Raw genomic sequence first — 23,700 nt, 5'->3', positions numbered from 1 at the left:
ATTTTTCTCTCGACAGGCTAAGCGATCAAAAATACCATCGTCAATCATGAATGGTACAAATGTGTCAAATACGATTCTGGAGCGGCTGGCGGAGGAACTGCCTGCGCTGACGCCAGAGACGCGCAAGGCGGCGACCTATGTGCTGGAAAACCCGCGCGATGTGGGAGTGTCCACCGTGCGTGAAATCGCAGAGGCTGCGAATGTGAAACCCAACACAGTTGTGCGCATGGCACGGCAGGTGGGGTTTGAGGGCTACGATGATTTTCGTGACCCGTTTCGCGAGGCGATCCGCCGCGGGGCTGCGGATTTTCCCGACCGTGCGCGTCTACTACAGGACATTCAGAAATCCGGCGATCTGGGCGGGCTTTACGCGGATATGGTGCAAAGCACCCTGCGCAATATTGAAGACAGCTTTGCCGGGATCAGCGCAGAGCAGCTTCATGCCGCCGCCAAAGCCATCTGGGCCGCTGACAATGTCTTCACGCTCGGCGTGGGTGTCAACAATTCCAACGCCCGCAATTTCACCTATCTCGCCTCCACAGGCATGGTGCGGTTTCACGCGATCCCCAAACCGGGCTCGACGCCCATCGACGATCTGGCCTGGGCGACAGGCAAAGATGTCCTGATCGCCATCACCTGCCGCCCATACCGGTCTGAGGTGGTGCAGGCCGTGCAAACCGCGCGAGATCAGGGCATGTGCATCATCGCCATCTCCGACAGCCCCGCAAGCCCGATCATCCGGGCCGCAGATCATGGCTTCCTTGTCTCCTGCGACACGCCACAGTTTTTCCCCTCCTCCGTCAGCATCATCGCGCTCTTAGAGACGCTTTTGTCTTTTGTGATTGCTGTTGCGAGCGACGAGGTGGTGGAGCGTGTCGAAACCTTTCACGCCCGCCGGCACAAACTGGGGCTTTATCATGAGGAAGGGTGATGGCTGACATTCTGCGCTCTCTGGAGGCTCGCTATTACACTGATCCGGAGGTCTTCCGGATCGAAACACAGGGTCTTCTGGCGCAGACATGGCAATTTGCCTGCCATACCTCTGATCTCCCCGATCCGGGCAGCTACGCTACCTTTGACATCGCGGGCGAAAGCCTCTTTGCGATCCGGGGTCAGGATCAGAAAATCCGCGTGTTTTATAATGTGTGCCAGCACCGCGCGCACCAGCTGGTCGAAGGCACAGGCCGCACCCGTGTTGTCGTCTGCCCTTATCACGCATGGACCTATGAGCTTACCGGTCAACTGCGTGCTGGCCCCAATCTAAAGGCCGTGAAAGGATTCGACAAATCAACGGTTTGCCTGACGGAAGTTCAGGCAGAAGAATTCCTGGGCTTCCTCTTTGTGAACCTTGATCCAGACGCCGCTCGGATGGATGAGTGGTTCCCAAATGTCCGCACAGAACTCTCTGAATGGGTGCCCAATTGGGCCGACCTCAAACCGTTGGAATGGGTCGAAATTCCAGAGCGCTGCAACTGGAAAGTCTCGGTCGAAAACTACTCGGAATGCTATCACTGCGCGCTCAATCATCCGACCTTTGCCAGCGGCGTGGTGAAGCCTGAAACCTATGACATTCAGCCCCAGGGCAAATGCCTGCGTCACACCACCGAATGCCAGAGCCTTGAGGATATGACCTATGACATCCATTCCGGCTTTGAGCATTTTGACGAATATTCCAGCTGGTTTCTCTGGCCAATGTTTTCTTTTCAGGTCTATCCCGGCAATGTGCTGAACACCTATCACTGGCGCGCGGTGGATGCGGATCATGTGGTGGTCTGGCGCGGCTGGTATTCCGTTGGCGGCGCAGAGGATCCGAAGCTGCGCCAGCTTGCCCAGCAGGACCGCGACACGACAGTGGCTGAGGACATCACCTTGGTCGAATCCGTGCAGCGCGGCTTGCAGTCGCGCGGGTATAAACCCGGTCCGCTGGTGGTCGATCCAAAAGGCGGCGTGAACTCCGAACATCCCGTCATGCACCTGCAACGCTGGATGCGCGCGGCCATTGACAAAGCCTCCCCCGGGTGACGCCTCTGAGGATTTCTGCACGGCGGTGATTTTTTCATTTGACAGAGGGCCTTTGCAAACTTAATGGCCAGCGCAGTTTCGTGCAGCGTTGCCGCTGAGAAATGGCTTGGGAGTGTGCTCAGATGAAATGGCTTCATCTTCGTAATGCGGGGCAAATAGAGCCCGCCTAGTCGCCTGCGATCGCGTTATCGCCTGCCCCTTCTTCCATCTTATCAAATATCAGCTAAGGTTTGTTCTCATGTCCCATGAACAGCCGCTCTCTGACTCCATTTACGGCATCGATCGTTGGAGCAAAGGACTGGTCACTGTTCTGCCGAACGGTGATGTCGCGCTTTGTGATCCGGCTTTTCCGGACGCAAAGCCGATCAGCCTGCCCGGCATTCTCGAAGACCTGCAGCAGCGCGGCATCGCAAGCCCGCTGTTGCTGCGTGTCAAAAGCTTTCTTGAAGCGGAAATTCGGCACCTCAATGAGAGCTTCGCGCAAGCGATCAGCAAGACCAACTACCGCGGCAGCTATCGCGGCGTCTTCCCGATCAAGGTGAATCAACAGTCGCAAGTGGTTGATCGCATTGTGGAGTTTGGCCGCCAGTATGAATTCGGCCTCGAGGCTGGCAGCAAACCTGAGCTGGTGATTGCTCTGGCGCACCGGCTTTCCAAAGAGGCGCTGATCATCTGTAACGGGGTGAAAGACGCCGAATTTGTGCGGCTTGCGATCCTGTCACAGCGTCTGGGATTCAACACCGTCATCGTGCTGGAAAGTCCAAAAGAAGCGGAGATCGTCATCGAGGTCGCCAAAGAGCTGGGCATTGATCCGCTGCTTGGCGTGCGGGTGAAACTCACCAACCAGATCAGCGGCAAATGGCAAAGCAGCTCCGGCGACCGCTCCGCCTTTGGCATGAACACCGATCAGCTCCTGCGCGTGGTGGATCGTCTGCGCAACGAAAACCTGCTGCATTGTCTGAAGCTGCAGCACTCCCATCTCGGCAGTCAGGTGCCAGATGTGAACGATGTGCGCCGCGCCGTCTCTGAGGCTTGCCGTTACTTCACCGAACTCACCCGCGAAGGTGTGCCGCTCACCCATCTGGATCTCGGCGGCGGTCTGGGCGTGGACTACACCGGCGAAAAACGCGCCTCTGAAAACTCGATCAACTACACGGTCGAAGAATATTGCGCCAATATTGTGGAAACGGTGGGCTACGCCATGGACGAGGCGGAGCTGCCCCATCCGGTGCTGGTCACAGAAAGCGGTCGCGCGGTCTCCGCTACATCCTCCATGCTGGTGTTTGATGTGCTCGAAAGCACGCTCTACGACGCACCGGACGCGCCAGAGGTGCAGCCTGACGACCACCACTATGTCACTGACCTTGCGGCGATTGGCGGCTATCTCATTCCCGCGCGCGTGCAGGAATGCTGGAACGACGCGCGGTTCTACCGCGACGAGCTGCGCGCCCTTTTCCGCCGTGGCCATATCGACCTGCGCCAGATGGCGCGTGCGGAGCGCATCTTTCTGCGTTTAATGTCTGACATCAAAGTGATAGCGCGTGAAAGTGAACCAAACAGCGATCTGGATCGCGAGCTGCAACAGGTGGCCGACGTCTACCATTGCAACTTCTCGCTGTTCCAATCGCTGCCGGATGTCTGGGCCATCGATCAGCTGCACCCGATTGTGCCGCTGCAGATGCTCAACCAGATGCCGGACCGCCGTGCAGTGCTGTCTGACATCACCTGTGACAGCGATGGCAAGATGGACAAATTCATTCTTGCCGGAGACATCGCGCCCTCCTTGCCGGTGCATACCCTGCCCGAAGACCGCCCCTATTATCTCGGCGTGTTCTTTGTCGGCGCCTATCAGGAAACGCTCGGCGATCTGCACAACCTCTTTGGTGACACCAATGTGGTGACCATTGATCTGCGCGCAGATGGCGGCTTTGATCTGCTGCATGAGCAGGAAGGCGACACCATCGCCGAGGTGCTCTCTTATGTGGAATACGACCCGGCCGACTGCATCGCGGCCTTCCGCAAAATGGTGGACGAGGCGATCTCTGCCGGCCACCTGCAATCCAAAGAACGCAAAACTCTCATCGGTGCCTATCGGGACTCGATGAACGGATACACCTATTTTGAATAACCCTCTGAAGACCAACAGTCAGGAGAACCTCATGGGAAAGACACTTGTCGTCGGCGCTGGTGGCGTCAGCCATGCCGCCGTTCATAAAATGGCGATGAATGCCGATATCTTCAGCGAGATCACGCTGGCGAGCCGCACCAAATCCAAATGTGATGACATCGCCGCAAGTGTGAAAGAGCGCGTGGCTGTGGAGATCAAAACCGCAGAGCTGGACGCCATGGATGTGGCCGCCACCGTGGCGCTGATCAAAGAGACCGGTGCGGAGCTGCTGGTGAACCTCGCCCTGCCGTATCAGGATCTGGTGCTGATGGACGCCTGCCTTGAGGCGGGCTGTCACTATCTGGACACTGCAAACTACGAGCCCGAAGATGTGGCCAAGTTTGAATACCACTGGCAGTGGGCCTATCAGGACAAATTCAAAGAAGCCGGCCTGACCGCCATCCTCGGCTCCGGCTTCGATCCGGGTGTGACCTCTGTCTTTGCCACCTGGCTGAAAAAGCACAAGCTCGACACCATCCGCCAGATCGACATTCTGGATGCCAATGGCGGCGACAACGGGCAGGCCTTTGCCACCAACTTCAACCCGGAGATCAATCTGCGCGAAGTGCTCGCCGAGGTGCGACACTGGGAAAACGGCGCATGGCAACACAGCCCGGCGCTGACCAACAAGGTGGAATTCGACTTCCCCGGTGTTGGCATGAAAAACATGTATCAGATGTATCACGAAGAGCTGGAAAGCCTCGCGACGCATTTCCCGGAAATCGAGCGCGCCCGTTTCTGGATGACCTTTGGCGATGCCTACATCATGCACGCCACGGTGCTGCAGAACGTCGGCATGACCCGCATTGATCCGGTGATGCATGACGGCAAGGAAATCATTCCGATCCAGTTCCTGAAAACCCTGCTGCCCGATCCGGGTGATCTGGGTGCCCTGACCAAAGGCAAAGCCTGCATCGGCGACATTGCCACCGGTCAGGCCAAAGACGGCTCCGGCGAGAAGACCTACTACATCTACAACATCTGCGACCACGAAGAATGTTATGCAGAGGTCGGCTCTCAGGCGGTGTCCTACACCACCGGCGTGCCCGCCATGATCGGCGCCGCACAGGTGCTGAAAGGCAACTGGAAAGAGCCCGGCGTATGGAACATGGAACAGCTCGACCCGGACAACTTCATGGACATGCTCAACGCACACGGCCTGCCCTGGCAGGTGCATGAACTCGACGGTCCGGTCGATTTCTAAACACGCAATGCGGCGGCCTGATATGGGCCGCCCCTTCCTCTTGCCCAAAATATCCCGGGGGAGTCACCGACTGCGGTGACGGGGGCAGCGCCCCCTCCCATCCTTCGTCGCGTGGAGCCAAAGATGTCTGATATGATGCAAACCCAGGCCGGGGACGCAGGCGCGTTTCGCGACTTCGATCTCAGCCGCGTGCCGAGCCCCTGTTTTGTGGTGGATGAGGCCGCCATCACGCGCAACCTGCGCATCCTCAAAGATGTCTCTGACCGCTCCGGCGCCCATGTGCTGAGCGCGCTCAAAGCCTTCTCCATGTTCTCTCTGGCCCCATTGGTGCGCGAATATCTCGGCGGCACCTGCGCCAGCGGCATATATGAGGCCCGTTTGGGCCGCGAAGAATACGGCGGCGAAGTCGCCACCTTCTGTGCAGGCTACAAAGACAGCGATATCGACGACATCCTTGCGCTCTCTGATCACATCATCTTCAACAGCCCCGCACAGAAAAACCGCTTTCTGAACAAAGCCCTCTCAACCCAAGTTCAGGTCGGCCTGCGCATCAATCCAGAACACTCCGAGGGCGAAATCCCCAAATACGACCCCTGCGCGCCCTGCTCGCGTCTGGGCACACCGGTGAGCCAGCTCACCCCGGACATTATGGAAGGCGTGGATGGTCTGCACATGCATACTTTGTGTGAGCAGGGTTTTGACCCTCTGGCGCGCACATGGGCGGCGGTGGAACCCAAACTGCGCCCCTATCTGGCGGATCTCAAATGGCTCAACTTCGGCGGCGGCCACCACATCACCCGAGCGGATTATGACCGAGAGGCGCTGATATCCTTCATCCAAGAGATCCGCAGCACCTACGATGTGGAGGTCTATCTGGAGCCGGGCGAGGCGGTGGCACTGGATGCCGGCATTCTGGTTGGCGAAATCCTCGATTTGCCCACCAACGGTATGGATCTGGCGATCACCGATATCTCCGCCACCTGCCATATGCCCGATGTGATCGAGGCCCCCTATCGCCCTGCGCTTCTGGATGAGGCGGACGCGGGGCACAGCTACCGTCTTGGCGGGCCGTCCTGTCTCGCGGGTGACGTGATTGGCGACTACACTTGGGCGCAGCCGCTTGCGATCGGCCAGCGCTTTGCCTTCCTCGATCAGGCGCATTATTCCATGGTGAAAACCAACACTTTCAATGGCGTGCCCCTGCCCGCCATTGCGCTGTGGAACAGTGAAACCGACGCGATCACCATGGTGCGCGAATTTGACTACACCGATTTTAAGGAGCGCCTGTCATGAGCGTTTTTCTGGACAGCGAACTGACTGAAACCGAGCGCACTGAGGACGCGTTTTTCCACGTGATCCCCGTGCCACTGGAGCGCACCGTGTCTTATGGCGCGGGCACCCAAGCTGGCCCGGCTGCGATCATCGAAGCCTCCAATGAGCTTGAGCGGCTGTGCAAAAATCAGGAGCCCTGCGCCAAAGGCATCTACACCCATGCCGCGCTGGATTGTGACGGCCCGCTGCCCGAGGTCATGGAACGTCTGGCCGCCAAGACCGAAGCTGTTGTGAAAGCAGGCAAATTGCCCGTCACGCTTGGTGGCGAGCATTCCCTCAGCTATGGCGCTGTCAGCGGCGTGGCCCGCGCCCTTGGTCAGCCTGTCGGCATCGTGCAAATCGACGCTCACGCGGATCTGCGCATCGCCTATCAGGGTGAAAAACACTCCCACGCTTCGGTCATGCATCTTCTGGCTGAGGATGGCATCCGGCTGGCCCAGTTCGGCGTGCGCGCGCTTTGCCCGCAGGAGGCGGAAAGTCGCAAAGAAAACAACATCTTTCACGTCGATGCTGAGGAGATCGTGGTCAACAATATCCACGCCATCGACCTGCCCGAAGACTTCCCGGAGCTGGTCTATGTGAGCTTTGACGTGGACGGGCTCGACCCCAGCCAGATGCCCGCCACCGGCACGCCGGTCCCCGGCGGCCTCGGCTTCTACCAGGCGCTGCATCTGGTCGAACACGCCCTCAAAGGCCGCCGCTGCGTGGGCTTTGATGTGGTAGAACTGGCCCCCAATGGCGAAGAAGCCTGGGATTTCACCGCTGCCCAGATCGTCTATCGCTTGATGGCGCTCTAGTTCCAGATAGCGCATGGATGAAGGAGCACGGCCGATCCGGCCGTGTTTCTCTATTTCAGTGTGCCTCTTTTTGAGGAGTCAAATCGGCATCACACGGCGCTTTTGAACGATTGTAGTTGCTGGTCTTTCGCTCAATCTTCCCAAAAACAAAAAAGCCCTCAGGTCGTTGAGACCTAAGGGCTTTTTATGGCTCCGGCGGTAGGGATCGAACCTACGACCAATTGATTAACAGTCAACTGCTCTACCGCTGAGCTACGCCGGAACATGCATCTCTGAGCTGCCTCAGAAGATGTGGCGGGGTATAGCTTTGCTTTTCAGAGACGTCCAGAGGATTTTTGGAAGTTTTTTGAAATTCCGCAAAAAACTTTTACAGAGGTTCAAAAACCGCCTCAGCGCTTAATCCACCTGGCGCAGAGACTATGTTTTTTCCATATAAATCAATGAGGTGAGCAAAGACATTGCGCGTGGCTGCGGGCAGCAAAGCAGGGGGTGTTTCCACGTAGATCATCTCAGCAAGCGCTTGAGCGGTGGCCGGCCCGTCTTGCAAAGCTTTCAGGATTTCTGCCTCCCGCCCCTTGCGATGCGTCATCAGCCAATCAAGGCGCCCTGCAGGATCATCAATTGGCGCACCATGGCCCGCATGAAACACCCGCCAATCGCGTGCGCGCAGCTTTTCACAGGACGCCATGAAATCTGTCAGATCCCCGTCAGGTGGCGATACCAGCGAGCTGGCCCAGCCCATCACATGATCTCCGCAGAAACAGATATCCCCCATTGCCAGCGATATGTGATTTCCGAAATGTCCGGGCGTGTGGATCACCTCAAGCGCCCAGCCACGCCCGCGTAGCACTTCGCCCTCACAGACCACCCGGTCCGGCATAAAATCCGCATCGACGCCCTCTCCGCCGCCAGCCAGACCGCTGTCTGCGAGCTCCTGCATAACTGCGCTGCGCCCGGCGTCCACATCCCCATACGCATAGATCGGTGCCCCGGTTTCCTCGGACAAAGCTTTGGCCAGCGGGGAATGATCCAGATGTGCGTGCGTGACGATAATATGGGTGATGCTCTGCCCAGGTGTCAGCGCCGCAAGGATGGCTTGCAGATGTTCGGCATTCTGCGGCCCCGGATCGATCACCGCGATCTCTGTCTCACCAATCAGATAAGTGTTGGTACCGCGAAAGGTCATGGGGGACGGGTTGGGGCACAACAGCCGGCGCACATTGGGTTCCAATTGCTCGGGCACACCGGGTTCAGGGTTGAAAGCCAAGATTTGCGGGTCCATGGTCGTCCTCTCGGGATAGTCAATGACCAAGGTGTAGGCATGTTTTTTCGCTGGCTCAAACACTATATGCCGCGCAGCCTCTACGGGCGCGCAGCGCTGATCCTGATCCTCCCAGTGGTGCTGCTGCAGGTGGTGGTGTCTTTTGTGCTCGTCAGCCGCCATTTCGAAGGTGTGACAGAACAGATGACCTTTGCCACATCGCGCGAAGTCATGCTGGTTCTTGAGGCCATGGAAGTGAGCGACACCTACCCGGACGCGCTGCCCACCGTCTTGGAAACGCTTGATATCTCGGTGTCCCACCCCGAGGCGCTCGCCACAGAGGACACCCGCCTTTGGTATGATTTCTCCGGCATCATTATGACGCGCGATTTCAAGAAGCTGCTGCCGGGTGTGCAAGCCGTTGAGCTGGTTGATGACAGCAAGGTGGTGCTGAATATGGCCGCAGCTTCAGGCCCTCTGGTGGTGGAATTTGACCGCAAGCGCGTTTCGGCCAGCAATTCCCACCAGCTGTTTGTGAACATGCTGGTCTTTGGCGCGCTCCTGACATTTGTCGCCTATCTCTATCTGCGCAATCAGCTGCGCCCGATCAAGCGGCTGGCGGTGGCCGCCGAGGCCTTCGGGCGCGGGCATTCCCTGCCCTACTCTCCGCGCGGTGCCATCGAAGTGCGCGCTGCAGGCAATGCCTTTTTGGACATGCGTGCCCGGATTGAGCGCCAGATCGAGCAGCGCACGCTCATGCTGTCTGGCGTCAGCCATGATCTGCGCACCCCGCTCACCCGCTTCAAACTCGGCCTATCGCTCTTGGAGGACGAAGACCGCGAACCGCTGGAGAAAGACGTTGAAGAAATGCAGCGCATGCTGGATGCCTTTCTTGATTTTGCCCGAGGCGTTTATGCCGACGAAAGCGAAGACACCGATCCAACGGCGCTGGTAGAGAATCTCGTCAACAGCTACACCCGCAGCGGCGCAGATGTCACTCTAAATGAACCGGCCGGGGCTGGCGAAATTCCGCTACGCCCGGCCAGTGTCCGCCGCGCCGTCGACAATCTAATCGGCAACGCCATCCGCTATGGCACCCGCGCCGAAGTCTCTGTCGAGATCACAGAGAAATACGTCCGTATCCGGGTGGAAGACGACGGCCCCGGCATCGCGCCGGAGCGTTATGAAGAAGCCCTGAAACCCTTTGCGCGGCTGGAACCAGGCCGCAACCAGAACAAAGGCATGGGGGTGGGATTGGGCTTGTCGATCGCCGCCGATGTGGCACGCGCGCATGGCGGCATCCTGCGCCTTGGCGAGAGCACAAAGCTTGGCGGGCTGCGTGCCGATCTAGTCCTCGGGCGCTGAGCCCGCGAAAACGTCGGCCCAGCTTTACACCTGCCACCGAAGGCGGTAGCACTCAGGTCACCCTTCTGCGACGGAAAAGACAAATAAAAGGAAGCGTTATGCGTATTGGAAACCGTGACATTGGCCCCAATCACCCGCCCCTCGTGATCGCAGAGATTGGCATCAATCACGGCGGCGATCTTGCCGTGGCCAAAGAGATGGTGCGCCTTGCCGCCCTGTCCGGCTGTGAAATGGTCAAACATCAGACCCATTTTGTGGATGATGAAATGACCGAAGAGGCCAAGCAGATTTTCCCGCCCAACGCCGATGTCTCGATCTGGGAAGTGATGGAGCAATGCGCGCTGTCCGGCGAGGAAGAACTGGAGCTGATGCGCTACACCGAAGAGTTGGGCATGATCTTCATCTCAACGCCGTTCTCGCGCAAAGCCGCTGATTTTCTGGCAGAGGCAGATGTGCCCGCTTTCAAAATCGGCTCCGGTGAGGCCGACAACCTGCCCCTGATCCGCCACATCGCGTCCTTTGGCAAACCGGTCATCATGTCCACCGGCATGCAGACCATCGAAACAATGCAGCGCTCTGTCGCCATTCTCGAAGAAGCCGGCGTCGAATACGCTCTGCTGGAATGCACCAACCTCTACCCGTCCCCGCCTGAAATCGTTTCTTTGCGCGGCGTGACCGATCTGAAAGAAGCCTTCCCAAACGCGGTTGTGGGCTTCTCTGACCACTCCATCGGCCCGGAAATGGCTCTGGCCTCTGTGGCGCTTGGCGCCTGCATTCTGGAGCGTCATTATACCGACACCCGCTACCGTCAGGGCCCCGATATCATCAACTCGATGGACCCATCCGAGCTGCGCTTTTTGATCGAACGCTCCCGCGAGATCTGGATCGCGGCCAACAACCCCAAACAACGCACCGAAGCCGAAGAACCTGTCTATGCCTTCGCCCGCGCCTCTGTAGTGGCCGACAAAGACCTGCCCGCAGGCCATGTGATCACCGAGCAAGACATCTGGGCCCGCCGCCCGGGCTCCGGCGAAATTCCAGGCTACGACTTTGACAAAGTCGTTGGTAAAACCCTGACACGCGCGGTTACCCGCAACACCCAGCTGAAGTGGGAAGATCTGGAGGGATGATACCCGATTGGAAAATCAAGCGTGAGATCTCCCGCCTTGGCCAACAGCTCAAGGCGATCCCCGAAGCGCTCTACGAGCCTATTTTGCGCAAGCGCCACGATGAGGCGCTAAGCCGCGGCTTCCCCACCTATGACGGTGACGTCGCGATGGCCGAAAAAATTGCGGTTTTGCTTGTCTTCCAGCCATCCGGTTTGGCTGCGAGCACGCTTGAGACGTTGCGCTATCTGGTGGCCAATGGCTTTGCACCCTTTGTCGTTGCAAATCATTCACTGAGCCCAGCGGACCAAGAACGGCTTCACCCCGTTGTATGGCGGGCCATGGAACGTCCGAATTTCGGGTACGACTTTGGCGGATATCGTGACGCAATTAAGATGTTGGAGCATTGGGATATCGATCCCGAGCACCTGCTCATCATGAACGACAGTATTTGGTTTCCTACGGTAGCCTCTGATGATTTGCTCGAATTCGCTTTGTCCATAAAAACAGGCGTCGGAGGCACCATTCTACGAGAGCGGGGAGAAACTCGTTTCTTGGAGAGCTATTTTTATTCGGTGCCAAAAGCAACGCTCGCATCTGACGCGTGGAAGGCGTTTTGGCGTTCTTTGAAACTCACATCGAACAAATACAAGGTCATCCGCCGAGGCGAGCGTGGGTTTTCCGAAGCCATGGCGCAAGCTGGCTTAAAGCTGCAACCGGCATTTCCTTACAGTTCTTTTCGGAGCGCTCTAGCTGAGCAGAGCGACGCGTTTTTGGAGAAAACTCTGCGCTATGCGGCGAACAACTATGGGGAAACGGAGCTGCAAAGTAAGACCCTGTTGAACAATCAAACCGCTCCCAATTGGCGCGAAGAAGTTGTTCAGCACATTCAAAACACGATCCCGCGCGAACAGCCTTACAGTGCGTATCCATTTGCCATGGTGCGCCTGTTTGACTACCCGATTATCAAAAAGTCAAATGACCGGGTCGCACAGTTTTGGCGTGCTGCATATTTGAGAGCAATCGACGCAAACGACCTTCCAGCGCCCCCAGATGTCGTGCTTGACGAGCTGCGCCGCAAGGTGGCCAAAGATGCGCAGTAAGAATGCTTGAGGTGACTTTTTCATGACCCGCTCCCTCCTCTTCCTCACCGGCACCCGCGCGGATTTTGGCAAGCTGGAACCGCTCGCCGTTGCGGCGCGGGATGCGGGCTTTGACGTGACTTTTTTCATCACCGGCATGCATATGCTGGCGCGCTACGGGCTGACCAAAATCGAAGTGCACCGCATGCCCGGTGTCACCAAACACGAATTCCTCAACCAGCGTCCCGGCGACTCCCAAGACATCATTCTGGCCAAAACCGTGGTGGGGTTTTCAGACTATATCACCGAGACCAAACCGGATTTGGTGGTCGTACATGGCGACCGCATCGAGGCACTTGCAGGCGCGCTTGTGGCGGCAACCAACTATATCCCCTGCGCCCATATCGAGGGCGGCGAGGTCTCCGGTACGATTGATGAGATCTATCGCCACTGCAACACAAAGCTCTCCAGCCACCATTTTGTCAGCTCGGACGCCGCAAAAAAACGGGTCATGGCCATGGGAGAGCCTGAAGGTGCAATCCATGTGATCGGCTCCCCAGAGCTTGATTTCCACGCGGGACCGTCGGGTGTGACGCTGGATCAGGTCAAGGCACACTATGACATACCGTTTGCCAATTTTGGGCTTGTGACTTTCCATCCGGTGACCTCCGAGCAATCCACCATGGGCGCGCAGGCGAAGGACCTGTTTGATGAATTGAACGCATCGGGCAAAAACTTCATTGTGATTGCGCCCAACAATGATCCCGGTTCCGAAGATATCTTCAAAGTGCTCGACGCGCTGCCCAAAGACCGCTTCCGCCAATACCCGTCGATGCGGTTCAATCATTTCTCAGAGCTGATGAAAAATGCCGCCTGTATGATTGGCAACTCCTCCGCAGGTGTGCGCGAAGCGCCCTTCCTCGGCCTGCCGTCACTGGATGTCGGCACCCGTCAGACCAATCGCGCGCAAGCCAGCTCTGTAGTGTCCTGCGCCGCCTCTGATCGCGCGGCAATCCGTGATTTCCTGTCCAGCCAATGGGGTAAGCCGCACGCACCGCACACTGGCTTTGGCGAAGGCCATTCCGCAGACCGCTTTGTGGATCTGCTCAACAGCGAAACCTTCTGGACCCAGGTCCTGCAAAAAGCCTTTCAGGACAACGCCTGAAAGGCTTGATGTTTCAGGACATATCCATGTCGACCTTGCCTGTGAAACGCCGCGCCTCCCAGGCGTGCGCAATCAACAGACTGCTGTCACGCATGGTGTCAAACCGAGGCATCAGCGGGTTACCGGATGTGTCCTGACCCCGCACAAGCGCCAGAAAATCACGCATCATATCCATGAACATGTCATTGCGTTCAAACACATAGGGCGTGGTCTTCATGCCCTGCCCCATATCCTCAGACAGACTCGGCGCGAGAAAATCAAGATCGACCACGCGGTCACGCCCGCGCAGCGCTGCCTTGCGCAGCGACACGGGTGAGACATAATCCATCGAAATGGTGCCCACCGCCCCCGCGGCCGTGACAACATCCACTCGGGTGGCAAAATCAATCTGCGGGAAGTCTTTATGTGCCAAAGCGCGCACATCAGAAATCTCTAGTGGGCCCATCACCGCCAGCGCCAGATCCATTTCGTGACACAGATCCATCAAGACACCGCCGCCCTCCGGCTCTGCGGCATAGCTCCCGGCAAAAGACCAGTTCTCTCGCCACTGGCGTACGTCATGGCCGATCTCGAATGAAAACCCGTAGGTCTGACTCAGATCCAGCGCGGCCAGTGCCCGCACCGCCGGATGATAGCGCATCATGAACCCAACCATGGAGCGCGCCGCCACTGGGGTCGCAGCCGCATGGATGGCCTCCACCTGCGCCACCCGCCAGGCCAGCGGTTTTTCCGCATAAAACGGCCAGTTGTGCGCGGCACACATCTCGATCAGGTCCAGACGGATTGGCGTGGAGGTGGCAATCACCACCGCCTCGATATCCTGCCGCGCCTCAAAGGCGGCGCGGTCAAACCCGCGCCAGCCAATAAGCTCAACAGCCTCACCCAAGGCTGCCAGATTGGCGGCGTGGCGTTTGCCAATCGAGCCTGCACCGATGACCGCAATCACCACGCGGAGAAGCCCCCATCCACATTGACCATCTGACCGGTCATATGGCCGGCGTGTTTGCTGGCAAGGAAGAGCATCACATCCGCGATTTCATCCGGCTGCGCCATACGGTCCTGCATGATCAGCGCGCCCACACGTTTCTGGAACTCCTCGGAATGGCCATTGAACACCGCGCCTGGCGCAATGGTGTTCACGGTGGCGTCGCGCTTGGCCCAATAGCCTGCGAGCCAGACAGTCATGCCATGGATGCCCGCCTTGGAGACCCCGTAAGCGGAGAAATTCTTGAACGGCATGCCGTCATAAATCGGATGATGCGCGCCGTTAAGCGCATACATCGACGCCACATTGATCAGCGCGCTTGGGTATTTGCCCACGATGTCGCGATCCATCTGGCGCGCAATCATGAAAGCACCGGTGAGATTGGTACGCATGGTGCGCTCAAAATCTTCCACGCTGGTGTCGGCAAAATCCGGAAACGGCTTGCCCGCGCCCATCAGCATCTCGCCGGTGATGGCCGCGTTGTTGAGCACCACATTGGGCTGCCAGCCATCTGCCATCACCCGCTTGAATATCTCGACCACTTCTTCCTCGACACCGACGTTCAGGTCGTAATAGCCAAAGTTCGGATTGTCGCCATGCGCCTCTTTGAGGGCATACGCGCGCGCGCCGGGCAGATCCGTGGCTACAACCTTTGCACCCACCTCCAACATGCGGCGCACATAGGTGGAGCCCAAGACGCCGCCAGAGCCCGTGATAAATACCGTGCGTCCGTCCAACTGTTTGTCCATCTTGCGGCCTCCTTCAGCCTTTGCTGTCGAGCTGTTCTTGAAGAAGAAGCTCTACCAATTTGAAATCAAAAGGGGAATCGATGTCGATACAGCGCTCTGGCGGCATCTCAAACGGGATCACCCGCCCCTCATAAATGGTCTGCGCCTCGCGCAAATACTTGGGTGCAACCACATAGGTGGAAGCCGCGTGCTCATAGACGGTCGGCGCCGCCTGACGCGCCCAGACCCCACCGGGCAATGGCTTGCTCACATGCAGCGCGCCGGTTTCATCCGGCTCCACAAGGTTGAAATAAGGATTTTTGCGCGCCTCACAGACGCTCATCACCATGTCCGGCTGCTCTTTCTGGTAAAGCTCCAGCGCACCCGTGATGTCTTCGGGCAGGCGCAAGGGCGAGGTGCAATCCAGATCCAGAAAGGCTGTGGCTGCTTTGCCCGCTGCCACCTCACCAGCTTCCATCGCATGTTGCCAAACACCCCATTTAGGCGCTTCATCTGTCGCCAGATGTGCAGGCCGCAGCCCAATTGGCAAAGCCCCTTTGGCCACCGCATGTTCATACATCTCTTCATCATCTGTAGAGACCACAACCGCATCCACCATCGGGTGGGCAAACAACTGATCCAGCGACCAGTCAATCATCGGCTTGCCGCATAAGTCTTTGAAGTTCTTGCGAACCACCCCTTTGGAGCCTTTGCGCGCTCCGATGTGACCAAGGATCATAAATGGCTCTCCTGTGTTGCGGGCTCTCAGCGTCTTGCCTGCCAGTATCGCAAGCGCGCCGCGCCCGTCCAGCGCGAAACGACGCGCCGCCCCGCTGTGATCTTGTTACGCAAGCCCCCAAAACCACGCAACGCCAAACTGGCAAACGGCTTGCGCGGAAAATCCGCAAACCATATGTATCGGCTATCTTGTTGGCGCAGAATGATTGATCACACCACCCATGCCGCTTTTCTCCCGCTCCTTTGGCCATTGGCTGACTGATACGGCCATCCGCAGCTTTTTGTCTGCGATGCGCAGTCTGCCCTATGAAACGCGCATCAATACCTGTGGTCAGATCATGACCAAAGTGATCGCGCCCCTCACAGGCAACCGTCGCCGCATCCGCGAAAATCTCGCCCTGGTGATGCCGGAGCTGTCAACGGAAGCGCGCGAAGCCATTGTGCGCGAGGTACCTGAAACCATGGGGCGGATGCTGATGGAGATGTATTCCGCCGAGGAATTCTCTGCGCGTGTGGCCAGCTATCCGATCAAAGGCCCCGGCCTTGCCGCTCTGAAAGCGGCAAAAGAAGAGGGCAAAGGCGCCATGCTGGTCACCGGCCATTTTGGCAACTACCTCGCCGTCCGCGCCGCCCTTCTGGCGCAGGGCATCCCGGTTGGCGGGCTCTACAAAAAGATGTCCAACCCCTATTTCAACGCGCACTATGTGGCTGCGATGGAAGACTTCGGCAAACCCGTGTTTGAGCGTGGCCGTCGCGGCATGTCCGGCATGATCAAGCATCTGCGCAGCGGCGGTTTTCTGGGGATTGTGCAGGATCAGCGTATAAATGATGCGCCTGTGATGGACTTCATGGGCAAACCTGCGCGCACCGCGACCTCCGCTGCCGAACTCGCGCTCAAGTACAAAGTTGACCTTGTGCCCTGCTATGGCATTCGCCAGCCCGACGGCACCTATGTGATTGAGACCGAGGCTCCGGTGCCGCACACCACTGCAGAAGAAATGACGCAGGCCCTGAACGAGAGCCTTGAGGCGCTGATCCGCGCCTATCCCGGTCAATGGATGTGGACACATAACCGCTGGCGTGGCGCTGGAAATGACACATCTGAGGATCGTGCGCAGTAAATGCCCTGAGCATTCGCTGCAATTTTTCCACAAAATCATCCCATTTGCGCAACTTTTTAACCATTTCGCTCCTTTAGCAAGGTCAGTGACCCTGAAACGACTTTGCGGGTTACTGTTGCCAAAGGAGACTGTTGTGTTCCACGTCCGCTCGTCCACCTACGCCAAACCCGCGCGTCATGCGCGCCTGTTTGAGCTGCTGCGCCAGCAAAATCTGGCCCTAGCGCATGAAGAGGCGCTCGCACGCCAACCCGTTGATATGTTTAAGGCAGATCACTTTGAATTTCGCGCCGAACGCATGGTGAAACACGCCGCAGAGTCCCTGCTGCGCAGCGCCTAACCACCTCAACAACTGAGGGCTTTAGCCACGGAACCCTGTGGCCACCACGAATTTCTCGGAACTGTCCGCGCGGCTGCTTGGGGGTTTCACATTCGCCACTTTGGTGAATTTCTGCTTCAGAAGCTTTTGCAGCTCCCCTTCGGCACCACCAGCCAAAACCTTGGCCACAAACGTGCCGCCTTCTTCCAGCACATCAAAGGCAAAATAAGCCGCCGCCTCACACAGGGCCATAATGCGCAGGTGGTCGGTCTGCTTGTGGCCCGAGCTGGCCGCCGCCATGTCGCTCATCACCACATCCGCTTTGCCGCCCAGCCAGTCTTTGACCTTCACATCCGCATCGTCTTCCATGAAGTCGAGCTGATGGATGTCACAGCCAGCAATGGCTTCCACTTCCTGAAGGTCGATCCCCAGAATAGTGCCAACCTTTTTGCCGGATTTTTCACCCAGCGCGTTTACACGAGGCACGGCCACCTGGCACCAGCCACCCGGCGCACAGCCAAGGTCCACAACCCGGGCACCGGGCACCAGAAAGCGGTATTTGTCGTCCAACTCCATGATCTTAAACGCCGCGCGGCCACGATAGCCTTCGGCCTTTGCGCGCTGTACATAAGGATCATTGAGCTGACGTTGCAGCCAGCGGGTGCTCGACAGTTTGCGCCCGCGCGCAGACTTCACCTTCACGGTCAAATCGCGCTGTCCGCGCCCGGATGTGTTCTTGCCGGTCGGTTTCTTGGCCATATCGCTCACCACTTTGCTTTGAAACAAAGCCTTCTAGTCATTTTTGCCGTCACTTCAAGCTGTCTTGCACGCTCAGAACGGCCCATCCTCTAGCACGCCATCCGCGCTCATCTGCGCATAAAGCAGCCCTTCACGCAGCCCACGGTCCGCCACAGAAAGCCGATCTGTCGGCCAGCAGCGCAGCAGCGCCTGCAAAATCGCCGAGCCACTCATGATCAGGGCCTGCCGGTCCTGCCCGATCCGCGGGTCATTGCGCCGCCCCTTGGGGCCAAGATCGAGATAGCCCCGGATGACCTTGTCAATCTGGTCACTGGTCATGCGCAGACCATCCACTTTGGTCCGATCATAGCGGCGCAGCCCCAGATGGCTTGCTGCCACGGTGGTCACCGTGCCGCTTGTGCCGATGATCTGAAAGCCTTCGCTCGGCGGCGCATCCTTATAAGGAGCAAACTCGCTGAGGTTTTCCTCAAAGAACCAGCTCATCAATGCAAAGCGTGCGGCATCATCTTCCACGTCGCGAAACTGGTCGCGCAAAGTGGCCACACCCAGCGGCACGCTGATCCAGTCCACCACTTTGGCGGCTGGAAACGGGCTGTCCGCGGTGTGAAACCCGCCGCGCAGACGCATGATCGCGCGCGACCGCTCTATCGGCGGGACAGAGGACAGGTCGATCCAGACAAGTTCTGTTGACCCGCCGCCAATATCCACCACCAAGAGCTGCTCAGTCTTCATGGAGACAAGCGGTGCACAGCTGATCACCGCCAGACGCGCTTCTTCCTCGGCCTGAATGATTTCCAGCTGTAATCCTGTCTCGCGCCGCACCTGCCGCACAAAGTCCCGCGCATTCTTGGCGCGCCGACAGGCCTCAGTGGCCACCAAACGCATACGTTTGACCTTATGGCGCTTGAGCTTCTGCTGACAGATCCGCATCGCTTGGATTGTACGCCGCATCGAGCCACGGGAAAGCCGCCCGGTGCTTTCCAGCCCGGAGCCCAATTGGACAGACTTGCTAAAGCTGTCCACCACATGAATTTGACTGCCCTTGGGTTGGGCAATCAACATGCGACAACTGTTCGTGCCCAGATCCAAGGCCGCGTAAAGCGTACTTGGATCAGGCGGTTTCGGCGCGGGGCTCTCAACCGGTTTTGGGAATGCGCCCGCACCTTTGGGACGCTTGGGCGCCATCGTCACGCCCTCCATTTCGTGTTGCCTTCAACCTAGTCTCTCGCTGCCCCCCGCGCAATCCCTCCTTGGGTGACGCCGCGCATCTTTGGGGCACGCTCTTGGCGCAACGCCCCGGAAGCTCATCTTTTTCATGCAAAGATTTCACGCGCCCTGCCATAGCCAGAGCGCCGCTCAGACCGCTACAAGCAGCTCACAACAAAGCGCTAGGTCGCGGAATGCTGTCTTCGTGTCGAAATTGACACAAAGCGACAGGCGGCCCTGATTTACGTATGATGTACTGATACCGGAGGAATCAAACCCATGCCTGATGTCACCATTGTCTACTGGCGCGATATTCCTGCTCAGGTGATCGTTGGCAAAGGGCGTCGCGGCGCAAAGAAACCTTTGGCTGAACGGTTTGAGCAAGCCATCGACCGAGCAGCAATGAAGGTCGGCGCATCCGACACGGATGCCTATCTAGCAGAGTGGCGGAAGGCAGATCCCTATCCGGTTGAGGGCGAGCCGCAGGCGATTGTTGAACAAGAAGTCGCACGGCTTGAAGCAGAGTACGATCAGACGCGCATCAAGGCGCTGATCGACAATGAAGGCTGGGCATGACACGCCCCTCGATTTGGGAGGCCGCAATGGCTTTGTTGAATTTCAAGCGCAAGACCGATGAGGTCAAATCCGCCACACCGGAAATGGAAGCTTTCCTGAAAGGCTACTCCATCGAAGTGATGCCGCGCACGGCCGCCAAAGTCGACGACTTCCGCGTGCTTCTGCCTGAGGGCACCCGCGTCTATATCGCCCACATCGAGGGCACCCCGATCGAGGATATGGTCGCCACCGCCAAGCGCATCAAAGGCGAAGGCTATGACGTGATGCCCCACTTCCCGGCGCGCATCATCAAGGACAAGGCAACGCTTGAGAACTGGATCTCCATGTATCAAGGCGAAGCCGACGTGAAACAGGCGCTTCTGCTGGCCGGTGGCGTTGCCAACCCACACGGCGATTTCTCTGACTCCATGCAGCTGCTGGACACAGGCCTGTTTGACAAAGCCGGTTTCACCAACCTGCACGTTGCGGGCCACCCAGAGCCCAACCTGGACATCGACCCGGACGGCGGTCGCGCCAACACCTACGCCGCTCTGGACTGGAAACTCGAGTTCTCCAAGCGCACAGATGCTGATATGGCGCTGGCCACCCAGTTCTGCTTTGAGGCAGAGCCGGTGATCGAATGGGCCAACACGCTGAAAGAGCGCGGCATGACCCTGCCGATCCACATCGGCATCGCGGGCCCTGCCAAGCTGCAGACCATGATCAAATTCGCCATTGCCTGCGGCGTTGGCCCGTCTCTCAAAGTGCTTCAGAAGCGTGCCAAAGACGTCTCCAAACTGCTGCTTCCGCATGAGCCAACCGAAGTTCTCGCCGGTCTGTCGGCCCACAAAGCGGCAAACCCGGATTTCAACATCGAGAAAGTCCACTTCTTCCCGCTTGGCGGCATCAAAACCAACGCCAACTGGGCAATCGAAAACGGCGGCGCCTCCACGCAGCCAGCCGCCCCACAAAGCACCTCTGTCTGACAGGATAAAACATGACCCGGACCATCATTGAATCACAAACAAAAACAGCGATCATGGGTTTTGACCAGCCGTTCACCGTTATCGGTGAGCGCATCAACCCAACCGGCCGCAAGATCCTGAACGCAGAGCTGGAAGCGGGCGATTTCTCCCGCGTGCAAGCCGATGCGCTGGCGCAGGTCGCTGCAGGTGCCACTGTTCTGGACATCAACTCCGGCGCGGTCTTCTCCAACAAAATGGCCGAAGACCCACGCTACGCAGACAACAACTTTGTTGAGCCTGACCTGATGCGCCAGCTGGTGGAAAAAGTTCAGGAAGTCACTGACTGCCCGCTCTGCATCGACAGCTCCGTGCCCGGCGCGCTTGAGGCTGGCCTGGAAGCGGCCAAAGGCCGTCCGCTGCTGAACTCCGTGACAGGTGAAGAGGAGCGCCTGGAAATCGTTCTGCCGCTGGTCAAGAAGTACAACGTGCCTGTGGTGGCGATCTCCAACGACGACACCGGTATCTCCGAGGATCCGGAAGTCCGCTTTGCCGTGGCCAAAAAGATCGTTGAGCGCGCAGCCGACTTCGGCATCCCGGCGCATGACATCGTGGTTGACCCGCTGGTGATGCCAATCGGCGCCATGGGCACTGCTGGCCTGCAGGTGTTTGAACTGAACCGCCGCCTGCGCAACGAGCTGGGTGTAAACACCACCTGTGGCGCGTCCAACATCTCCTTTGGCCTGCCAAACCGTCACGGCATCAACAACGCCTTCCTGCCCATGGCGATGGCGACCGGCATGACCTCCGCGATCATGAACCCGATTGCCCTGCCTGTTGGCCCCAAAAAGCTGGCCGAGAAGAAAGCCGAAATCGCCGCCAAAGGCATCATCATTCCAGAGGACATGGACGACGAAGCCTTCTGCGAAACCTTCGGTCTGGGCTCCACCAAAGCCCGCGCAGGCAAAGAGATGGAGGCCATCCGCGCCGCCAACTTCCTGACCAACAACGACGACGGTGGTGCTGAGTGGATCAAATTCAACAAGCCACCAGCCGCTGAAGGCGAAGGTGGTGCACGTGGCCGTCGCGGTGGTGGCCGTCGCCGTCGCGCCTAAGCGCTCCCTGATACTACGAAGAAGCCCGCATCCTTTGATGCGGGCTTTTTTGTTTTCTGTGAGGGGTTTATCCGCGCTTCTTAAGAGTGCGAAAGTCACCAGCCCCCGCCGTGGGATCGTCACCTTCACCAAACAGGCTGTGTTTCTGAATCTTCTGTGTGCCGGTCACCGGAATATCCGGATGGAACCGGATCCAGCCCGGTGCTTTGTAATAGGCCAGCCGCGCAAAGCACCAATCAAACAGCTCCTGTGACAGGGTCTCGCTCTCCTCGCCGATCACCTGCACACAGGCCATCACCTCTTCATCGCGCATCTCGTCTGCCACAGCCACCACCGCCACGCGCTCAACAGCCGGATGATCCTGCAGACAGGCCTCAATCTCCGCCGCCGCAATATTTTCGCCAGACCGGCGGATGATGTTTTTCTTACGGTCCACAAAAGTGATCATGTCGGTTTCATCCATCACCACCGTGTCGCCGGTGTGAAACCATCCTCCGCGCCAGGCCTCTTCTGTGGCCTCCGGCAGGTTCAGATAGCCCGAGAAAGCGCCGCGTCGCGGGGTCTCTTCACTGTAGCGCAGCACCATTTCGCCCGGTGTGCCCCGTGGCACTTCTTGGTCGTCGCCATCCACCACGCGCACATCCAAACCGGGTTGCGGGCGGCCCATGGCGCGGGTGTCGATGCGGCGCGGCTCCTCATAGTCGCCCAGCAGACGGCACATCTCCGTCATGCCCCAGACCTCGATCAGCGGAAAGCCAAAGCGCTCTTCAAACGGGCGGTGCAGCGTGGGTTCCACCCCTGCCCCGACGGCGAATTTCACCTTATGTTTCTTTTCCCACGCCTCAGGTGCTCGGTTCATCAACGCCGGAATGACGATCCCCAGATAATGCGCCGCCGTGGCTTCTGTTTCCGCCAGTTCGCGCCACCATGCGCTGGCCCGGAACCGCTCCGGCGCAATCTGCGCGCTGCCGGTTTCAATCACCGCCATGAACAGCAGGATCGCGGCATTCACATGGAACAGCGGCAGCGGGCAATAGACCTTGGTCACCCCCGCCTCAAACTGAATGAGGCCGCCACGAGAGGCATACCACTGCCCCATCTCCACCTCATAGCCATGGCTCAGCATACAGCCCTTGGGCCGCCCCGTGGTGCCTGAGGTGTAGATCAGGCTGGCTTCGGTCTCCTGCGTGATCGGGTCTGCCTTGGGCGCAGCGGTTTTGCTCTGCGGCAGCACAGGCAAAGTTGTGCCCATCTCCACCATCGGCACATCCAGACCGCTCTCCCCAATCCCGGCTTCCATCAGCGCGCGCTGCTCCCTCACCACAAGCGCCAGCTCCGCGCCGCTGTCTTGCAGCAGATAGGCCACCTCTGCGGGGCGGTAATCCGGGTTCACAGGCACCCAACTGATGCCCAACTCTGACAAGGCCAATTTCAGCAAGAGCATCTCAGGGCGGTTTTCCAGCAGCGCTGCGATCCGGTGTCCATGGCCATAGCCCGCGGCTTTCAGCGTGGCCACCATCGACGAAACCTGCGCCTGCGCATCGTCATATGTGCAGAGGTATCCCTCCGGGTGATATGCGCGCTCTGCGTTGGCTGGAACCTGCAAAAACAGCTTGTCGGCATAGGTCTCTGCCCGTGCGGCAAACAGCGCACCAATCGTCATGCTCATGAGCCTTCCTCCCTCTTCTTGGCGCGCGACTTTAGCGGAGCGCAC

At 58.4% G+C, this 23,700-nt stretch carries 22 protein-coding genes and 1 tRNA gene; 15 read left to right on the top strand and 8 right to left on the bottom strand.

The window, feature by feature from the left end:
* Nucleotides 1-46 precede the first annotated feature (46 nt).
* The 6 genes from ACO07T_RS13605 to speB all read left to right on the top strand — a co-directional run bounded on the left by ACO07T_RS13605 (nucleotide 47) and on the right by speB (nucleotide 7,522).
* The gene (locus ACO07T_RS13605) at nucleotides 47-931 is read left to right on the top strand and encodes a MurR/RpiR family transcriptional regulator (RefSeq protein WP_422049857.1); all 885 of its coding nucleotides are present in this window, start codon (nucleotides 47-49) and stop codon (nucleotides 929-931) included.
* Nucleotides 931-2,022, top strand: a complete 1,092-nt coding sequence (locus tag ACO07T_RS13600) for an aromatic ring-hydroxylating oxygenase subunit alpha (RefSeq protein WP_422049856.1) — start codon at nucleotides 931-933, stop codon at nucleotides 2,020-2,022. Before ACO07T_RS13605 ends, ACO07T_RS13600 begins: the two co-directional genes overlap by 1 nt.
* A gap of 238 nt (nucleotides 2,023-2,260) precedes the next feature.
* On the top strand, nucleotides 2,261-4,150 hold the full coding sequence (gene speA, locus ACO07T_RS13595; protein ID WP_422049855.1) for a biosynthetic arginine decarboxylase: 1,890 nt from the start codon (nucleotides 2,261-2,263) through the stop codon (nucleotides 4,148-4,150).
* Nucleotides 4,151-4,181: 31 nt separating this feature from the next.
* On the top strand, nucleotides 4,182-5,393 hold the full coding sequence (locus ACO07T_RS13590) for a saccharopine dehydrogenase family protein (RefSeq protein WP_422049854.1): 1,212 nt from the start codon (nucleotides 4,182-4,184) through the stop codon (nucleotides 5,391-5,393).
* Between the two features lie 123 nt (nucleotides 5,394-5,516).
* Nucleotides 5,517-6,686, top strand: a complete 1,170-nt coding sequence (gene nspC / locus ACO07T_RS13585; RefSeq protein WP_422049853.1) for a carboxynorspermidine decarboxylase — start codon at nucleotides 5,517-5,519, stop codon at nucleotides 6,684-6,686.
* A complete protein-coding gene (gene speB / locus ACO07T_RS13580; protein ID WP_422049852.1) occupies nucleotides 6,683-7,522 on the top strand; it encodes an agmatinase in 840 nt (279 codons plus the stop codon). The genes nspC and speB overlap by 4 nt, the downstream gene beginning before the upstream one ends.
* 187 nt (nucleotides 7,523-7,709) lie before the next feature.
* Here speB and ACO07T_RS13575 read toward each other — a convergent pair.
* Together ACO07T_RS13575 and ACO07T_RS13570 are read right to left on the bottom strand one after the other, a co-directional pair.
* A tRNA-Asn gene (locus tag ACO07T_RS13575) sits at nucleotides 7,710-7,784 on the bottom strand.
* Nucleotides 7,785-7,889: 105 nt separating this feature from the next.
* The gene (locus ACO07T_RS13570; protein ID WP_422049851.1) at nucleotides 7,890-8,804 is read right to left on the bottom strand and encodes an MBL fold metallo-hydrolase; all 915 of its coding nucleotides are present in this window, start codon (nucleotides 8,802-8,804) and stop codon (nucleotides 7,890-7,892) included.
* Between the two features lie 39 nt (nucleotides 8,805-8,843).
* On the opposite strand from ACO07T_RS13570, the gene ACO07T_RS13565 reads away from it, so the two are divergent.
* From ACO07T_RS13565 to neuC, 4 genes are all read left to right on the top strand, one after another.
* Nucleotides 8,844-10,148: an ATP-binding protein gene (locus ACO07T_RS13565; RefSeq protein ID WP_422049850.1), complete on the top strand. Its 1,305-nt coding sequence runs from the start codon at nucleotides 8,844-8,846 to the stop codon at nucleotides 10,146-10,148.
* 98 nt (nucleotides 10,149-10,246) lie between these two features.
* Nucleotides 10,247-11,278, top strand: coding sequence for an N-acetylneuraminate synthase family protein (locus ACO07T_RS13560; RefSeq protein ID WP_209062809.1), 1,032 nt, complete (start codon nucleotides 10,247-10,249; stop codon nucleotides 11,276-11,278).
* Nucleotides 11,275-12,357 (top strand): rhamnan synthesis F family protein, encoded by a 1,083-nt coding sequence (locus ACO07T_RS13555; RefSeq protein WP_422049849.1) that lies wholly within the window; start codon nucleotides 11,275-11,277, stop codon nucleotides 12,355-12,357. The genes ACO07T_RS13560 and ACO07T_RS13555 overlap by 4 nt, the downstream gene beginning before the upstream one ends.
* Nucleotides 12,358-12,379: 22 nt before the next feature.
* Nucleotides 12,380-13,501 (top strand): UDP-N-acetylglucosamine 2-epimerase, encoded by a 1,122-nt coding sequence (gene neuC / locus ACO07T_RS13550; RefSeq protein ID WP_422049848.1) that lies wholly within the window; start codon nucleotides 12,380-12,382, stop codon nucleotides 13,499-13,501.
* A 13-nt stretch (nucleotides 13,502-13,514) separates the two neighbouring features.
* Here neuC and ACO07T_RS13545 read toward each other — a convergent pair whose 3' ends face one another.
* From ACO07T_RS13545 to ACO07T_RS13535, 3 genes are read right to left on the bottom strand one after another with little or no spacing between them, the layout of a single operon-like run.
* A complete protein-coding gene (locus ACO07T_RS13545) occupies nucleotides 13,515-14,450 on the bottom strand; it encodes a Gfo/Idh/MocA family protein (protein ID WP_422049847.1) in 936 nt (311 codons plus the stop codon).
* The gene (locus ACO07T_RS13540) at nucleotides 14,444-15,235 is read right to left on the bottom strand and encodes an SDR family NAD(P)-dependent oxidoreductase (protein ID WP_422049846.1); all 792 of its coding nucleotides are present in this window, start codon (nucleotides 15,233-15,235) and stop codon (nucleotides 14,444-14,446) included. Before ACO07T_RS13540 ends, ACO07T_RS13545 begins: the two co-directional genes overlap by 7 nt.
* Nucleotides 15,236-15,248: 13 nt before the next feature.
* Nucleotides 15,249-15,953 carry a cytidylyltransferase domain-containing protein gene (locus tag ACO07T_RS13535; protein ID WP_422049845.1) on the bottom strand — a complete coding sequence of 235 codons (705 nt, stop codon included), beginning with the start codon at nucleotides 15,951-15,953 and terminating at the stop codon, nucleotides 15,249-15,251.
* Nucleotides 15,954-16,173: 220 nt separating this feature from the next.
* Between ACO07T_RS13535 and ACO07T_RS13530 the strand changes: the two genes are divergently transcribed.
* Both ACO07T_RS13530 and ACO07T_RS13525 read left to right on the top strand, forming a co-directional pair.
* The gene (locus tag ACO07T_RS13530) at nucleotides 16,174-17,073 is read left to right on the top strand and encodes a lysophospholipid acyltransferase family protein (protein WP_422049844.1); all 900 of its coding nucleotides are present in this window, start codon (nucleotides 16,174-16,176) and stop codon (nucleotides 17,071-17,073) included.
* A gap of 133 nt (nucleotides 17,074-17,206) precedes the next feature.
* The gene (locus tag ACO07T_RS13525; RefSeq protein WP_209078810.1) at nucleotides 17,207-17,410 is read left to right on the top strand and encodes a hypothetical protein; all 204 of its coding nucleotides are present in this window, start codon (nucleotides 17,207-17,209) and stop codon (nucleotides 17,408-17,410) included.
* Between the two features lie 21 nt (nucleotides 17,411-17,431).
* Here ACO07T_RS13525 and ACO07T_RS13520 read toward each other — a convergent pair whose 3' ends face one another.
* Nucleotides 17,432-18,148 (bottom strand): RlmE family RNA methyltransferase, encoded by a 717-nt coding sequence (locus ACO07T_RS13520; RefSeq protein ID WP_209062827.1) that lies wholly within the window; start codon nucleotides 18,146-18,148, stop codon nucleotides 17,432-17,434.
* A 72-nt stretch (nucleotides 18,149-18,220) separates the two neighbouring features.
* Nucleotides 18,221-19,333 carry a Ppx/GppA phosphatase family protein gene (locus ACO07T_RS13515; RefSeq protein ID WP_209078809.1) on the bottom strand — a complete coding sequence of 371 codons (1,113 nt, stop codon included), beginning with the start codon at nucleotides 19,331-19,333 and terminating at the stop codon, nucleotides 18,221-18,223.
* A gap of 300 nt (nucleotides 19,334-19,633) precedes the next feature.
* Between ACO07T_RS13515 and ACO07T_RS13510 the strand changes: the two genes are divergently transcribed.
* The 3 genes from ACO07T_RS13510 to ACO07T_RS13500 are packed head-to-tail and all read left to right on the top strand — an operon-like array spanning nucleotide 19,634 to nucleotide 21,986.
* Nucleotides 19,634-19,930, top strand: a complete 297-nt coding sequence (locus ACO07T_RS13510; protein WP_209062831.1) for a virulence factor — start codon at nucleotides 19,634-19,636, stop codon at nucleotides 19,928-19,930.
* A gap of 26 nt (nucleotides 19,931-19,956) precedes the next feature.
* Complete coding sequence (locus ACO07T_RS13505; protein ID WP_422049843.1) at nucleotides 19,957-20,895, top strand: methylenetetrahydrofolate reductase; 939 nt, start codon at nucleotides 19,957-19,959, stop codon at nucleotides 20,893-20,895.
* An 11-nt stretch (nucleotides 20,896-20,906) separates the two neighbouring features.
* A complete protein-coding gene (locus ACO07T_RS13500) occupies nucleotides 20,907-21,986 on the top strand; it encodes a methyltetrahydrofolate cobalamin methyltransferase (protein ID WP_422049842.1) in 1,080 nt (359 codons plus the stop codon).
* 67 nt (nucleotides 21,987-22,053) lie between these two features.
* Here the strand turns inward: ACO07T_RS13500 and ACO07T_RS13495 are convergent, their stop codons facing one another.
* On the bottom strand, nucleotides 22,054-23,655 hold the full coding sequence (locus ACO07T_RS13495; protein WP_422049841.1) for an AMP-binding protein: 1,602 nt from the start codon (nucleotides 23,653-23,655) through the stop codon (nucleotides 22,054-22,056).
* Nucleotides 23,656-23,700 lie beyond the last annotated feature (45 nt).

The sequence above is a fragment of the Shimia sp. genome (genome assembly GCF_965227725.1).
GTDB lineage: Bacteria > Pseudomonadota > Alphaproteobacteria > Rhodobacterales > Rhodobacteraceae > Shimia.
This window is presented reverse-complemented; position numbering and strand designations above follow the sequence as displayed.

Coding starts and splice junctions, on each gene's coding strand:
- ACO07T_RS13600 (WP_422049856.1), top strand. CDS start 931: ATGGCTGACATTCTGCGCTCTCTGGAGGCTCGCTATTACACTGATCCG.
- ACO07T_RS13605 (WP_422049857.1), top strand. CDS start 47: ATGAATGGTACAAATGTGTCAAATACGATTCTGGAGCGGCTGGCGGAG.
- nspC (WP_422049853.1), top strand. CDS start 5,517: ATGTCTGATATGATGCAAACCCAGGCCGGGGACGCAGGCGCGTTTCGC.
- ACO07T_RS13540 (WP_422049846.1), bottom strand. CDS start 15,235: ATGGACAAACAGTTGGACGGACGCACGGTATTTATCACGGGCTCTGGC.
- ACO07T_RS13565 (WP_422049850.1), top strand. CDS start 8,844: ATGTTTTTTCGCTGGCTCAAACACTATATGCCGCGCAGCCTCTACGGG.
- ACO07T_RS13515 (WP_209078809.1), bottom strand. CDS start 19,333: ATGGCGCCCAAGCGTCCCAAAGGTGCGGGCGCATTCCCAAAACCGGTT.
- speB (WP_422049852.1), top strand. CDS start 6,683: ATGAGCGTTTTTCTGGACAGCGAACTGACTGAAACCGAGCGCACTGAG.
- ACO07T_RS13570 (WP_422049851.1), bottom strand. CDS start 8,804: ATGGACCCGCAAATCTTGGCTTTCAACCCTGAACCCGGTGTGCCCGAG.
- ACO07T_RS13510 (WP_209062831.1), top strand. CDS start 19,634: ATGCCTGATGTCACCATTGTCTACTGGCGCGATATTCCTGCTCAGGTG.
- ACO07T_RS13590 (WP_422049854.1), top strand. CDS start 4,182: ATGGGAAAGACACTTGTCGTCGGCGCTGGTGGCGTCAGCCATGCCGCC.
- ACO07T_RS13560 (WP_209062809.1), top strand. CDS start 10,247: ATGCGTATTGGAAACCGTGACATTGGCCCCAATCACCCGCCCCTCGTG.
- ACO07T_RS13555 (WP_422049849.1), top strand. CDS start 11,275: ATGATACCCGATTGGAAAATCAAGCGTGAGATCTCCCGCCTTGGCCAA.
- ACO07T_RS13530 (WP_422049844.1), top strand. CDS start 16,174: ATGCCGCTTTTCTCCCGCTCCTTTGGCCATTGGCTGACTGATACGGCC.
- ACO07T_RS13520 (WP_209062827.1), bottom strand. CDS start 18,148: ATGGCCAAGAAACCGACCGGCAAGAACACATCCGGGCGCGGACAGCGC.
- speA (WP_422049855.1), top strand. CDS start 2,261: ATGTCCCATGAACAGCCGCTCTCTGACTCCATTTACGGCATCGATCGT.
- ACO07T_RS13535 (WP_422049845.1), bottom strand. CDS start 15,953: ATGATCCTTGGTCACATCGGAGCGCGCAAAGGCTCCAAAGGGGTGGTT.
- ACO07T_RS13495 (WP_422049841.1), bottom strand. CDS start 23,655: ATGAGCATGACGATTGGTGCGCTGTTTGCCGCACGGGCAGAGACCTAT.
- neuC (WP_422049848.1), top strand. CDS start 12,380: ATGACCCGCTCCCTCCTCTTCCTCACCGGCACCCGCGCGGATTTTGGC.
- ACO07T_RS13500 (WP_422049842.1), top strand. CDS start 20,907: ATGACCCGGACCATCATTGAATCACAAACAAAAACAGCGATCATGGGT.
- ACO07T_RS13505 (WP_422049843.1), top strand. CDS start 19,957: ATGGCTTTGTTGAATTTCAAGCGCAAGACCGATGAGGTCAAATCCGCC.